The following is a 13,470-nucleotide window of genomic DNA, read 5'->3' on the forward strand; positions in this document are numbered from 1 at the left end:
ATAAATTTTTATCTAAGTGTTTTATTGAAACTCAAGTTATTTGGAGTTTATTGCATTATTTTAGAAAAATTAAAATTTTTCTAAAATTTCTTGCACAGCATAAGCATTTTGTATATTTGCTAGGTAATTTTCCTTATTTAAAAGCAAATCATATAAAGCCATATGTTCGCCAAAAAGGGGTGTTTGTGTCATCAGTTCTAAGTTTTGTCCATCTTTACTTAGGGAAAAATCTGCTAAATTTGCCTCGTAAAAATGATTTTTACTCACAAGTGTAATTTTTCTTAGTCTTTGCGTACTGTTCCAGCTTTGATGCACACAAGCGATCGTTTTTTCTAGCTTGCAGGTTATAATGCTTTCATCTTCTCTTTGTTTGTCTTTATTGAAGCTTTTTAAAATGTTAGCGTTTATAATTTTCTCTGCGCTTAAAAAATGAAGTAAGTCAAGATCATGCACAGCCAAATCTTGTAAAATTCCTACATCACTGATTCTTTGCGGATAGGTGGAAAATCTTTGTATATTGATGCTGATAATTTCTTCATTTTGAAGCTCTTTTTTTAGAGCTAAAACCGCAGGATTAAATCTTTCACAAAATCCCACACCCACTTTTACACCATAGCTTTTAGCTAAATTTGAAATTTCATCTATTTCATTTAAATTCAGCGCTAAAGGCTTTTCGATTAATACACATTTACACTTGCAAAAAACCTTTCTAGCTATTTCTAAATGTGAATTTGTCGGCGTTGCAATGATGATGATATCATTATCTTGATTTAAAAATTCATCTAAATTAGTAAAAAAGGGTGCATTTAAATTTTTATTTTCAACCATATCAAACAAAGCATTGATTTTAAAATTTTTATTTTTACCAAGCTCGTTTAAATGGTTTTGCCCCATTTTTCCAAGGCCTATAATTCCTATTTTCAAGAGAAAAATCCTTCATTTTCAAGCTCACTTAAAACTTGTTTTAAAAGTTTGATTTTTTCCCATTGAGAATGAGTGAAGATTTCATTTCCTTCTTCAGTGGAGCTAAAGCCACATTGTGTGCTGATTTCAATTTGTTTTGGATTTAAAAATTGAGCTGCTATTTTTACTCTTGCTTTTAACTCTTCTACGCTTGGACTTTCATTGGTTTTGCTAGTAAGAATTCCTAAAACCGCAATTTGATCGTTGATGTATTTTAAAGGTTCAAAATCTCCAGCCCTTTCATCATCAAATTCTAAGAAGAATTTATCGACTCTAAGCTCGCCAAAAAGCTTCTTAGCGACTTTCATATAGCTCCCACTTGCCACATAGCGACTGCGGTAGTTTCCACGACAAATATGAATTGCACTCATTATGTTTTTTGGCATAGTTTTTAAACTCTCATTTAAAAAATCTACATATTCTTCACAAATATCATCTGCGTTGATCTCATTTAAAGCGCAAAATTCATAATCACATAAAGAACCAAAGCTTGTATCATCAAGTTGCAAATATACTCCACCAAGAGCTGCAAATTCTTTGTAAAAATTTTCATAAGCATTTAAAATATCATTTTTAAGTTTTGTAAAATCTTTACCATAGTAATTAAATTCTGTGTTTTTGTCCCCACGGATAAAAAGCATATATAAAAGCATTGATGGACTTGGAATGGTAAGTTTTAAGCGATTTGTATCTATTTTTAAACCTTTTGCAATTTGCATTAATCTTTCAAAATCTTTTAAAAAAGGATGGTTATTGCACTCGATTTTACTTTCAATTTCTATGCCCTCAGCCCTTGTTTCTATCCCTTTAAAGATATAACCCTTTTCTTTTTTGATTTTTTTAATGCCGCCAAAACCCCAGTAAAAATCAAGATGCCACCAAGAACGGCGTAATTCCCCATCGCTTAAATAATAAATTCCCGCCTTATCACACTCTTCTAAAAGATCTCTTATGCAAGAATCTTCAATGCTGCGAAGTTGTTCTTCATCGATTTTTCCCAAGGCAAAATTTTCTCTAGCTTCTTTTAAAATTTTAGGTCTTAAAAAAGAGCCCACTTGATCTAATTTCATAGTCCTTCCTTAAACACTTTAATTACACTTTCTTGCTCACTTTGACTTAAAAATGCTGAAAATGGCAAGGATAAAATATGCTTACTCGCAAATTCTGATTTTTCTAATTTTAAATGCGAAAATTCACTGAAGCAAGGTTGTTTGTGAAGTGGTGTAGGATAATGGATAGCATAAGGAATGTTTGCTTTTTCAAAAGCTTTTAAAACTCTAGCTCTATCCTCTACTAAAACGCTATATTGCGCATAAGCACTGATGGCGTTTTCATCAATCTTTGGAATTTGGCAATTTGTCAAATTTTCGTTGTAGAATTTTGCTATTTCTTGTCTTTTGTTAATTTCTTCATCTAGGTGTTTTAATTTTACATTTAAAATGGCTGCTTGAAGTGTATCAAGACGAGCATTTATCCCTATAAATTCATGTTTATAACGATCAGTTTGTCCATGATTGAGTAAAATTCTTAATTTTTTAGCTATGCTCTCATCATTGCAAAAAATCGCTCCACCATCGCCATAAGCCCCCAAAGGCTTAGAAGGAAAAAAGCTAGTGCATGAAATTTTGGCAATAGAGCAAGATTTTTCACCCTTAAAGCTTGCTCCAAAACTTTGTGCGCCGTCTTCAATCAAGCTTATATTTTTACTTTCGCAAAAGGTGTTTAATTCTTGTAAGTTGCTCATTTGACCAAACATACTCGCAGCAATAATTGCTTTTGTTTTAGGGCTGATAGCATTTTTTAAGAGTTCAAAATCGATATTAAAATTATCTAAATTTATATCTACAAATACAGGCTTAGCTCCAAGTAATGCGACCATTTCAGCGGTAGCTATAAAAGTAAAGCTAGGTACTATGACTTCATCTTCTTGTTTGATATCTAAAGCCCTTAAAGCAAGATATAAAGCACTTGTGCCACTTGAGCATCCTATGGCGTGTTGTACATGAGTGTATCGGGCTAAATTCGCTTCAAATTCGTTTAATTTTGCACCTCCTATAAAAGAGGAGCTTGATAAAACACTTGCAATTTCAGAATCGATTTCTTCTTTATACTGAAGATATTGAGCTTGGAGATTGATAAAATTCATAAAAAACCTTGAAAATTAAAGAAATTAATTAAAAAGGCTTATTGTATTTTAGTTTTACTTAATTTAAAGTAATTTTGGTATGATATGCTTTTATAAAAATTTCTTAGGAAAATCTTATGGATGTTAGAAGTGAATATTTAAATTTTTTTAAGTCTAAGGGTCATGAAATCACCCCTTCAAGTCCTTTAGTTCCTGATGATGCAACCTTGCTTTTTACAAATGCGGGAATGGTGCCTTTTAAAAGTATATTTATAGGAGAAGTGCCTCGTCCAAACCCACCACGCAAAACAAGCTGCCAAACTTGTATAAGAGCAGGGGGAAAACACAATGATTTAGATAATGTAGGCTATACTGCTCGCCATCATACTTTTTTTGAAATGTTAGGAAACTTCAGCTTTGGGGATTATTTTAAAGAACAAGCTATCGCTTATGCTTGGGAATTTGTAACCGAGGTATTAAAACTTCCCAAAGATAGACTTTATGTAACCGTACATGAAAGCGATGATGAAGCGTTTAAATTGTGGCAAAAACATATCCAAAAAGAAAGAATTTATAGATTTGGCGATAAGGATAATTTTTGGCAAATGGGCGATACAGGTCCTTGTGGTCCTTGTAGTGAGATTTTTTATGATCAGGGTGAAGAGTATTTTAATGGCGAAGAAGATTATATGGGTGGAGATGGAGATAGGTTTTTAGAAATTTGGAACCTTGTTTTCATGCAGTATGAAAGAAGTGCTGATGGTAAACTTACACCTTTGCCAAAACCAAGTATTGATACAGGAATGGGGCTTGAGAGGGTTACGGCTATCAAAGAGGGTAAATTTAGCAATTTTGACAGCTCGCTTTTTATGCCTATTATCAATGAAATTGCAAAACTTTGTGGGAAAACTTATGTTTATGAAAGCGGAGCTAGCTTTAGAGTTATAGCTGATCATATAAGATCGAGTGTATTTTTGCTCGCTCAAGGAACGAGTTTTGATAAAGAGGGTAGGGGCTATGTTTTACGCCGTATTTTACGCCGTGCTTTAAGACATGGGTATTTATTGGGGCTTAAAAAACCTTTTATGTATAATTTAGTTGATGTAGTTTGCAAGCTTATGGGCGAGCATTATACCTACCTTAATGAAAAGAAAGATTTTGTAAAAGAGCAAATCCGCTTAGAAGAAGAGAGATTTTTAAGCACTATAGAAAACGGTATTGAAATTTTTAATGAAGAGCTTAAAAATACCAAAGAAGTTTTTAGCGGAGAGGTTGCATTCAAGCTTTATGATACCTATGGTTTTCCACTTGATTTAACGCAAGATATGTTAAGAGAAAAAAATCTTGTGGTAGATGAAGCTAAATTTGAAGAATTGATGAATGAACAAAAAAATCGTGCAAAAGCTTCTTGGAAAGGAAGCGGCGATAAGGTAGCAAGTGGAGATTTTAAAAATTTACTTGAAAAATTTGGAGAAAATTGCTTTGTGGGTTATGAAAAAACAGAATGTCAAGCCACCGTTTTAGCTCTTTTAGATGAAGATTTTAAAGAAGTTTCAAGTCTTAAAGGTTTAGGTTGGGTTATGCTTGATAATACTCCTTTTTATGCAACAAGTGGGGGGCAAATTGCTGATACAGGATATATAGGAACTAGCGAAGTGCTAGATACTCAAAAGTTTTTCAATCTCAATCTTAGTCTTGTAAAAGCTAATGAAGAAATCAAGCTTAATGATAAAATCATAGCAAAAATTGATACCGACAAAAGAGAACAAACTGCACGCCATCATTCAGCTACTCATCTTTTACATCACGCTTTAAGAGAAATTTTGGGTTCTCATATCAGTCAAGCAGGTTCTTTGGTTGAAAGCAATAAATTAAGATTTGATTTTACTCATCACAAAGCTTTAAGCAAGGAAGAATTAGAAAGTATTGAAAAAAGAGTTAATGAAATGATCATTAGCTCAAGCGAAACAATCTTAGAGAATATGCCTTTAGAAGATGCTAAAAAAAGTGGAGCCATTGCTTTATTTAATGAAAAATATCAAGGCAATGTACGCGTTTTAACTTTAGGTGAAAGTAAAGAGCTTTGTGGGGGAACTCATGTAAAAAATACAGCTCAAATAGGAAGTTTTTACATAGTTAAAGAAAGTGGTGTAAGTGCAGGTGTAAGGCGTATAGAAGCGGTTGTTTCAAGAGCAGCTTTAGAATTTTGCAAGACTTTTATGAATGAAAATCTAAACCTTAAAGAAGAGCTTAAAAGCAATGATTTAAGTCTTGGGGTAAAAAAACTTAAAAATGAAATTCTAAAATTAAAAAACGAGCTTAAAAATTCTAACAAATCACAACTTAACTCAAGCAATATCAATGGAGTTCAAATTTGCGTTGAATGCGTGGAAAGTGGTGATATAAAAACCATGATTGATGAATTTAAAAACAAATTTGAAAAAGCTGCTATTTTACTAATACAAACAAAAGATGATAAGATAACCCTTGCAGCAGGTGTGAAAAATTGTCCTTTAAAGGCTGGAAATTTGGTTAAAAATATAGCTCAAATTTTAGGCGGCAATGGCGGCGGAAGAGATGATTTTGCTACAGCAGGCGGTAAAGATATAAGCAAGATAGATGAAGCTTTAAAACAGGCTTTAGATTTGATCCAAAAAGGACTTTAAGCAATGTTAATTCTTGCTTCAAGTTCTGTTTCTAGATCGAATTTACTCAAAGAGACAAAGATTGAATTTCAGCAAATAAGCTTTGATTATGATGAAAATTTAGACAAAAATTTAAAGCCTAGTATTTATGTGCAAAAAATCGTCTTAGAGAAAGAAAGACAATTTTGCACGACTTATGAAGAGAAATTTAAAGATGAAACTTTACTCTTTGCAGACAGCATAGTTTGTATAGGAGATAAAATTCTTACCAAAGCAAATACAAAAGAAGAAGCTTATGAAATGCTTGGTTTACAAGATGGAAAATATGCTAGTATTTTAAGTGCTTTTTTGTTAAAGAATTTAAAAAAAAGAGTTTTCTCTCTTTCAAAAACAACGCTTTATTTTTCAAAATTTGATCCTCGTGATTTAAAAGATTATGTAGAAAATGGATTTTATAAGGGTAAAGCAGGGGCGATTATGTGTGAGGGTTTTCATAAAAACTATATCATTAAACAAGAGGGAAATTTAAACACTGCTTTAGGACTTGATACTCAAAATTTAAAGGCTTATTTATGAAAATTTTAAAATATATATTTTCATTTTTTGTTGTGTGTTTGATCGCTGTATTTATTTATGTGGCCTATCTTTTCACAAATGCAGATACTCAAGGATATACTTTTAAAGAGTATAAACCTCCACTTACAACGCAAATTTACGATAGAAATGGAAAATTAGTAGCCAATATCTTTGAACAACATCGTTTTTATGCAAGCTATGAAGAATTACCCCCGCGTCTTATAGAGGCTCTTGTAGCTATAGAAGATACTAGCTTTTTTGAACATGATGGGGTAAATATTGATGCTATTTTTAGGGCTATTGTTAAAATTATAAGAAGTGGTGGAAAAACCATGGAGGGAGCTTCAACGCTTACTCAACAATTTATCAAAAATACAGAATTAACCCCTGAAAGAACTATCACTCGTAAAATTCGTGAAGCCTTGCTCGCCTATAAAATGGAAACGATTTTAAGCAAAGAGCAAATTTTGGAAAGATATTTAAATTATATCTTTTTTGGACATGGATATTATGGGGTTAAAACAGCTGCGCAAGGATATTTTCATAAAAATCTAAACGAGTTAAGCCTTAAAGAGATTGCTATGCTTGTGGGTATGCCAAAAGCACCAAGTAGCTATGATCCTACAAAACATTTAGATCTTTCTATCGCAAGGGCAAATAATGTTATAGCAAGAATGTATACATTAGGTTGGATTTCTAAAGCAGAATATGATGAAGCTATGAAAGAAATTCCTCAAGTTTATGATGATACTTTAACGCAAAATGCAGCTCCTTATGTTGTAGATGAGGTGATTAAGCAATTAAGTCCTAGCATTAAAGATCTTAAAACAGGCGGCTATAAAATCACTTTAAATATAGATTTAGATGTGCAAGAAATGGCTCAAAATGCCTTAAAATTTGGTTATGATGAAATAGTAAAGCGTGATAAGGATGCAAATTTAAGTACGCTAAATGGAGCTATGGTGGTGGTTAATCATCAAAGTGGAGATGTTTTAGCCTTAGTGGGTGGGGTTGATTATGAAAAAAGTAATTACAACCGAGCTACTCAAAGCACACGACAACCAGGCAGCTCTTTTAAACCTTTTGTGTATCAAGCAGCAATTAATCTTGGTTATTCGCCTATGAGTGAGATTGCAGATATTTCTAGAATTTTTGAAGGTGGAGCAGGGGATAATAAAGACTGGAAACCTAAAAATGATGGAGGTAAATTCCTTGGCTTGATTACCCTAAAAGAAGCCTTAACACGTTCAAGAAACCTAGCTACTATCAATCTTGCTCTTGGTATGGGACTTGATGTGCTTCATTCAAAGCTTGTAGAATTTGGCTTTAGGGATATTCCGGCTAATTTATCGATTGTTTTAGGAAGTTTTGGAATTTCTCCTTTGGAGTATTCTAAATTTTATACTATGTTTGGAAATTATGGAGTTATAAAAGAGCCACAAATCATTAAGCAAGTGCAAGATAGAAATGATCAAATTATTATGGAATTTAACTCAAATGAATACAGAGTGAGCGATGAAGCACAAAGCTTTTTGGTTTTGGATATGATGAGAAATGTTGTGGAGCATGGTACAGGGCGTAATGCAAGGGTTGAAGGCATAGAAATAGCAGGCAAAACAGGAACTACCAATAAAAATGTCGATGCTTGGTTTTGTGGCTTAACACCTGAGATTGAAGCTTTGATTTGGTATGGAAATGACAATAATAAGCCTATGCGTTATACAGAGGGTGGAGCTAGGACTTCTGCTCCCGTGTTTAAGGAATTTTTAAATAAATACTTAGAGAAATTTCCTGATACTACAAGAAAATTCAGTATTCCAAATGGGGTATATAGAGGAAGTTATAAGGGGCAAAATGCTTATTATACTATCAAATCACCTCTGCCAAGAGCGAATATGAAATTTAATGAAAGTGAGATTTTATTTTAAAAAGTATGTGAAGAAATAGAAAAATCTATTTCTTCTAAAAGAGTTAAGCTTTTTCGATGACAATCTCATCATTTTTTGCATCGATGACAATCTCATCATTTTCATTAAGCTTGTCTGCAAGTATCATATCGCTTAGCTTGTCTTCGATTAAATCATAAATAGCCCTTCTTAAAGGTCTAGCACCAAAGTCAGGATCAAATCCGTCCTTAGCGATTAAAAGCGCAGCATTTTCACTAAGACTTGCTTTTATACCCTTATTTTCCAAACTTTTTTGCAAGTCTTTAAATAAAAGTTTAACTATCTCATATGCCTCATCTTTTCCAAGTGGATTAAAGGTGATGATATCGTCTAAGCGGTTTAAAAATTCAGGTTTAAAGAAATTTTTTAACTCATTTTTTACCGCATCTTCTTGTTCTTTTCCGCTTAAATTCATGATAGCACTTGAGGCGATATTAGAAGTTAAAATAATAATGGTATTTTTAAAATCCACAGTTACACCCTTGCTATCAGTTGCCCTACCATCGTCTAAAATTCCTAAAAGTACATTAAACACATCCTTGTGGGCTTTTTCGACTTCATCAAATAAAAGCACGCTATAAGGTTTTCTACGCACCGCTTCAGTAAGCTCTCCGCCTTCTTCATGCCCTACATAACCTGGAGGCGCTCCTAAGAGTCTTGAAACGCTATGTTTTTCCATAAATTCACTCATATCAAAGCGAATCATTGCTTTTTCATCATCAAATAAAAATTTCGCCAAAGCCTTAGCAGATTGTGTTTTTCCTACTCCTGTAGGCCCTAAAAATAAAAAGCTTCCTATAGGTTTGTTGTCTGCATTTAATCCTGCTTTATTGCGTTTGATAGCTCTTGCTAAAGCGCTTAGAGCCTTATCTTGCCCAATCACACTTTCTTTTAAGTGTTTTTCTACTTCCAAAAATTTTTGCTTCTCTGAAGTCAGCATTTTTTGCACGCTAATTCCTGTCCATTTACTTAAAATTCCAGCAACCAAATCTTCATCCACTTGATTTTTAAGCAAGACTCCATTTTCGCTCATTTTTTTCCATTTTTCTTCTAAATTTGCCACTTCTTTTTCGCATTCTGGAATTTTGCCATATTCTAATTCTGCAGCTTTTTGGAATTCACCCTTATTTTTTGCAAAAACAGCTTCGTTTTTAAGACTATCGATTTCTTTTTTCTTTGCGCTTATGCTATCAAAAACACTTTTTTCATTTTCAAATTGTGAATTTAAAGCACTTTGTTTTTCTTTTAAATTGGCCAGTTCTTTTGCGATTTCATCGAGTCTTTTTTGATTTTTTTCATCATTTTCCATTTTTAAAGCTTCATTTTCAACTTCTAAAGTTTCTATATCTTTGCGTACTTTTCTTAAAGAACTTGGTTCGCTTTCAATTTGCATTTTCAGTTCAGCTGCAGCTTCATCGATTAAATCAATAGCCTTATCAGGTAAAAAACGATCGGCAATATAACGCTTTGAAAGTTTAGCTGCGGCTACTAAAGCACTATCATTTATGGTTACATTATGATGAATTTCAAGCTTTTCTTTTATACCCCTTAACATAGCCAAAGCCTCATTAACACTTGGTTCGCCCACATTTACAGGTTGAAAACGGCGTTGCAAGGCTGCATCTTTTTCAAAATATTTACGATATTCTTTTAAAGTAGTTGCGCCTATGGTATGGAGTTCACCTCTTGCAAGAGCGGGTTTTAAAATATTTGCCGCATCCATACTGCCTTCACTCGCTCCAGCTCCTACTATAGTATGAATTTCATCAATAAAAAGAATGATATTTTCACTTTTTATTACTTCATTAACCACAGCTTTTAACCTATCTTCAAATTCTCCTCTGTATTTTGCACCTGCGATCAATGCACTCATATCAAGAGCGATGACTTTTTTATTTTGCAAAGATTTTGGAACATCTTTTTTGATAATTCTTTGTGCTAAAGCTTCCACTATAGCTGTTTTTCCTACTCCTGGTTCACCTAAAAGTATAGGGTTGTTTTTTGTTTTGCGTATTAAAATTTGCATCAAACGCTCGATTTCTTCTTCTCTGCCTATAACAGGATCAAGCTTTCCTTCGCTTGCTTTTGCGGTTAAATCTATACCAAATTTATTTAAGCTATCTAGGGTTTCATCACTTGTTTTGCTTTCGATTTTGCGTCCTGCTCTTAAATTTTGGAGCTCTTTTTGAAATTCTTTAATATCTATAAATTTGGCTAAAATTTCTCTAATAGGATTTTTTTCGCTTTCGCTTATAAGCCAAGTATCTACACTTAAGTAATTATCACCATTGGCACTCATAAGTCCTTTAGCACTTTCTAAGGAATTGATAAATTCATTAGAAAAACGCACATTTTCACGATTGACATTAGAGCTTGTTGCAAGATTTGAAATTCTGCTTTTGATTTCAAGTTCTAAAGCTTCTTTTGAAATATTAAATTTATTACAAATTTGATTTAAAATACTTGAACTGTCTACAATTAAAGCCCATAAAAGATGTAAAGGGACAACTTCATTATTTTTAGAATGAATCGCCAAAGACGCTGCACTTTCAAGGTTTGAAAGCATATTGTCGGTTAAAAATTCTTGTATATTTGCCATTGTATATCCTTTTTCAAGTTTTATATATGAAGTATTATATAACTTTAGTCAAATAATGTCAAGTTATTTTATAAAATTTTTGCAATAAAATTAAGTTTATTTTAGAAGTATTGAATTTTAAGCACTTAAATAGCTATTTTACAAACATATCAATAGCCTTGTTTAAATCCTCTATGCTTTGCGTATCTTTTTTCATGACCGCATGATACATACAATGGGCTAAATGTTCTTTAAGTATGGCTTTAGCGGTATTGTTAACTGCTGCTTTAACCGCAGCAAGCTGGATAAGAATATCACTACAATCCTCATCTCTTTCAACCATTTTTTTAATAGCTTCTAAATGTCCTATAGTGCGACTTAAACGATTACTTATGGCTTTGATATGTTTTGGAGAATGCGTATGAGTGTGTTTCATTTATATTCTTTCTTGCCTTGAAATTAAAAAATATAAAATATTTTAGCATTAATTTTTTTAAATCCATTAAACTTATAACAAATTTAGTATTATTTACGAATTTTTAAGCAAAAGTTATTAAAATTTGGGCTTAAAATATTTAATTTTGGAGTTCATTTTGAGTAGTAAAAGATTTCTAGCCGCTATTACAGGTTTTACAGGCTCTTTGGCTCTTTGTGTTTTTTTAGCAAGCAACCTACAAGCAAAACCAAAGAATCCATCTGATTTAATGCAACAACGCTTAGAGTCTTTAGATAAATTGACTAAAACTTTGGCTATAGTTGAGCAGTATTATGTAGATGATGAAAATATTACAGATTTGATTGATAAATCACTTTCTGGACTTTTGAGCAATCTTGATGCGCATTCTTCTTTTTTAAATGAAAAAGATTTTAACGATATGAAAATTCAAACCAATGGTGAATTTGGTGGACTTGGGATCACTGTAGGTATGAAAGATGGCGCCTTGACTGTTATTTCTCCTATAGAGGGAACTCCAGCAGATAAAGCTGGGATTAAATCAGGCGATATAATATTAAAAATCAACGATGAGGCTACTTTGGGAATCAATTTAAACGATGCAGTGGATAAAATGCGTGGAAAACCAAAGACGCAAATCACTCTTACTATATTTAGAAAAGGAGCAACTAAGCCTTTTGATGTTACTTTAACGCGTGATATTATCAAAGTAGAAAGTGTTTATGCAAAGCTTATCGAAGATGAAAATATACTTTATTTAAGAGTTACGAATTTTGATAAAAATGTTGTGGACATGACAAGTAAAGAGCTTAAAAAACATCCTAATGTTAGAGGGGTTATTTTAGATCTTAGAAATAATCCTGGTGGACTTTTAAATCAAGCTATAGGACTTGTAAATTTATTTGTAGATAAAGGTGTTATTGTTTCTCAAAAAGGACGCATCGCAAGTGAAAATCAAGAATATAAAGCCGATCCTAAAAACAAAATTTCTAATGCTTCTTTGGTTGTGCTTGTAAATGGTGGAAGTGCTAGTGCAAGTGAAATCGTAAGTGGAGCTTTACAAGATCTTAAACGCGGTGTTATTGTGGGTGAAAATACTTTTGGAAAAGGTAGTGTTCAACAAATCATACCTATTAATAAAACTGAAGCTTTAAGGCTTACTATCGCAAGATATTATCTTCCAAGCGGACGTACTATTCAAGCAGTGGGTGTAAAACCTGATATTGAAGTTTTTCCAGGTAAAGTAAATACTCAAGAAGATGGTTTTAATATTAAAGAAAGTGATTTAAAGCAGCATTTAGAAAGCGAATTGGAAAAACTTGATAAAAATGAGAAAAAAGAAGACAAAAAAGAGCAAAAAAATGATAAAAATATCATTACTCAAAAGCAAATTAATGATGATGCGCAGTTAAAATCTGCCATAGATACCATTAAAATATTAAATATTAAACAAGGACAATAATTATGAAAAAAAAAGAATTACTTTATGAAGGTAAGGGTAAAAAACTCTATACAACCGAAGATGAAAATTTTCTTATAAGCGAATTTAAAGACGATTTAACAGCCTTTAATGCTGAAAAAAAAGGAAGTGAAAGTGGAAAGGGTGCATTAAATTGCAAAATCAGCACAGAACTTTTTCATTTGCTTGAAAAAAATGGCATAAAAACTCATTTAGTTGAAACCATTAGTGATAATGAGCAAGTGGTAAAAAAATGCAAAATTGTGCCTATTGAGGTTATAGTGCGCAATGTTGCAACAGGATCACTTACAAAAAGATTGGGTATTAAAGACGGCACAGTTTTGCCTTTTGCTTTGGTGGAATTTTGTCTTAAGAACGATGAGTTAGGAGATCCTTTTATTAATGATGAGCATTGTTTGATTTTAAATTTAGTACAAAATGAAGCACAGATTAAAGAAATTAAAGAAATGGCTAAAAAAATCAATGCGATTTTAACTCCTTTTTTTGATGCTAAAAATTTAAGACTTATTGACTTTAAAATTGAGCTAGGTTTAACTAAAAACAATGAGCTTGTTTTAGCCGATGAAATCAGTCCTGATAGCTGTAGATTTTGGGATAAATTTAGCAATGAAAAGCTAGACAAAGATAGATTTCGTCAAGATTTAGGAAATGTTAAAATGGCCTATGAAGAAGTTTTAAAAAGAATTTTAAACTAAGGAATATC

General features: G+C 32.4%; 10 protein-coding genes. 5 read left to right on the forward strand and 5 right to left on the reverse strand.

What is annotated here, in order from left to right; genetic code table 11:
- Positions 1-69 precede the first annotated feature (69 nt).
- From BGS43_RS07325 to BGS43_RS07335, 3 genes are read right to left on the reverse strand one after another with little or no spacing between them, the layout of a single operon-like run.
- Entirely contained in the window at positions 70-924 is an 855-nt protein-coding gene (locus tag BGS43_RS07325; RefSeq protein WP_096569321.1) for a Gfo/Idh/MocA family protein, read from the reverse strand.
- Positions 921-2,033 (reverse strand): cobalamin-independent methionine synthase II family protein, encoded by a 1,113-nt coding sequence (locus tag BGS43_RS07330; protein ID WP_044600582.1) that lies wholly within the window; start codon positions 2,031-2,033, stop codon positions 921-923. Before BGS43_RS07330 ends, BGS43_RS07325 begins: the two co-directional genes overlap by 4 nt.
- A complete protein-coding gene (locus BGS43_RS07335; protein ID WP_021033760.1) occupies positions 2,030-3,109 on the reverse strand; it encodes a DegT/DnrJ/EryC1/StrS family aminotransferase in 1,080 nt (359 codons plus the stop codon). Before BGS43_RS07335 ends, BGS43_RS07330 begins: the two co-directional genes overlap by 4 nt.
- Before the next feature lie 116 nt (positions 3,110-3,225).
- On the opposite strand from BGS43_RS07335, the gene alaS reads away from it, so the two are divergent.
- The 3 genes from alaS to BGS43_RS07350 are packed head-to-tail and all read left to right on the forward strand — an operon-like array spanning position 3,226 to position 8,237.
- Positions 3,226-5,754, forward strand: a complete 2,529-nt coding sequence (gene alaS, locus BGS43_RS07340) for an alanine--tRNA ligase (protein ID WP_002795606.1) — start codon at positions 3,226-3,228, stop codon at positions 5,752-5,754.
- 3 nt (positions 5,755-5,757) lie between these two features.
- On the forward strand, positions 5,758-6,309 hold the full coding sequence (gene maf / locus BGS43_RS07345; RefSeq protein WP_002795605.1) for a septum formation inhibitor Maf: 552 nt from the start codon (positions 5,758-5,760) through the stop codon (positions 6,307-6,309).
- Positions 6,306-8,237 carry a penicillin-binding protein 1A gene (locus BGS43_RS07350; RefSeq protein ID WP_002825095.1) on the forward strand — a complete coding sequence of 644 codons (1,932 nt, stop codon included), beginning with the start codon at positions 6,306-6,308 and terminating at the stop codon, positions 8,235-8,237. Before maf ends, BGS43_RS07350 begins: the two co-directional genes overlap by 4 nt.
- A 43-nt stretch (positions 8,238-8,280) precedes the next feature.
- On the opposite strand, the gene BGS43_RS07355 is transcribed toward BGS43_RS07350, so the two are convergent.
- Complete coding sequence (locus tag BGS43_RS07355; protein ID WP_042963323.1) at positions 8,281-10,854, reverse strand: ATP-dependent Clp protease ATP-binding subunit; 2,574 nt, start codon at positions 10,852-10,854, stop codon at positions 8,281-8,283.
- A 133-nt stretch (positions 10,855-10,987) separates the two neighbouring features.
- Positions 10,988-11,269, reverse strand: coding sequence for a metal-sensing transcriptional repressor (locus BGS43_RS07360; RefSeq protein ID WP_052774105.1), 282 nt, complete (start codon positions 11,267-11,269; stop codon positions 10,988-10,990).
- A 142-nt stretch (positions 11,270-11,411) separates the two neighbouring features.
- Here BGS43_RS07360 and BGS43_RS07365 point away from each other — a divergent pair, with 142 nt between their 5' ends.
- Positions 11,412-12,749 carry a S41 family peptidase gene (locus BGS43_RS07365; protein ID WP_025398768.1) on the forward strand — a complete coding sequence of 446 codons (1,338 nt, stop codon included), beginning with the start codon at positions 11,412-11,414 and terminating at the stop codon, positions 12,747-12,749.
- 2 nt (positions 12,750-12,751) lie between these two features.
- Positions 12,752-13,462, forward strand: coding sequence for a phosphoribosylaminoimidazolesuccinocarboxamide synthase (gene purC / locus BGS43_RS07370; protein WP_002825090.1), 711 nt, complete (start codon positions 12,752-12,754; stop codon positions 13,460-13,462).
- The last annotated feature ends 8 nt before the right edge of the window (positions 13,463-13,470 follow it).

Origin of the sequence: Campylobacter sp. 110 (assembly GCF_002383965.1) — a bacterium.
GTDB classification, from domain to species: Bacteria; Campylobacterota; Campylobacteria; order Campylobacterales; family Campylobacteraceae; genus Campylobacter_D; species Campylobacter_D coli.

What these genes read in the sequence shown, in the direction of transcription:
- BGS43_RS07355 (WP_042963323.1), bottom strand. Translation starts at nt 10,854, where the DNA reads ATGGCAAATATACAAGAATTTTTAACCGACAATATGCTTTCAAACCTT.
- purC (WP_002825090.1), top strand. Translation starts at nt 12,752, where the DNA reads ATGAAAAAAAAAGAATTACTTTATGAAGGTAAGGGTAAAAAACTCTAT.
- BGS43_RS07330 (WP_044600582.1), bottom strand. Translation starts at nt 2,033, where the DNA reads ATGAAATTAGATCAAGTGGGCTCTTTTTTAAGACCTAAAATTTTAAAA.
- BGS43_RS07350 (WP_002825095.1), top strand. Translation starts at nt 6,306, where the DNA reads ATGAAAATTTTAAAATATATATTTTCATTTTTTGTTGTGTGTTTGATC.
- BGS43_RS07335 (WP_021033760.1), bottom strand. Translation starts at nt 3,109, where the DNA reads ATGAATTTTATCAATCTCCAAGCTCAATATCTTCAGTATAAAGAAGAA.
- BGS43_RS07360 (WP_052774105.1), bottom strand. Translation starts at nt 11,269, where the DNA reads ATGAAACACACTCATACGCATTCTCCAAAACATATCAAAGCCATAAGT.
- alaS (WP_002795606.1), top strand. Translation starts at nt 3,226, where the DNA reads ATGGATGTTAGAAGTGAATATTTAAATTTTTTTAAGTCTAAGGGTCAT.
- maf (WP_002795605.1), top strand. Translation starts at nt 5,758, where the DNA reads ATGTTAATTCTTGCTTCAAGTTCTGTTTCTAGATCGAATTTACTCAAA.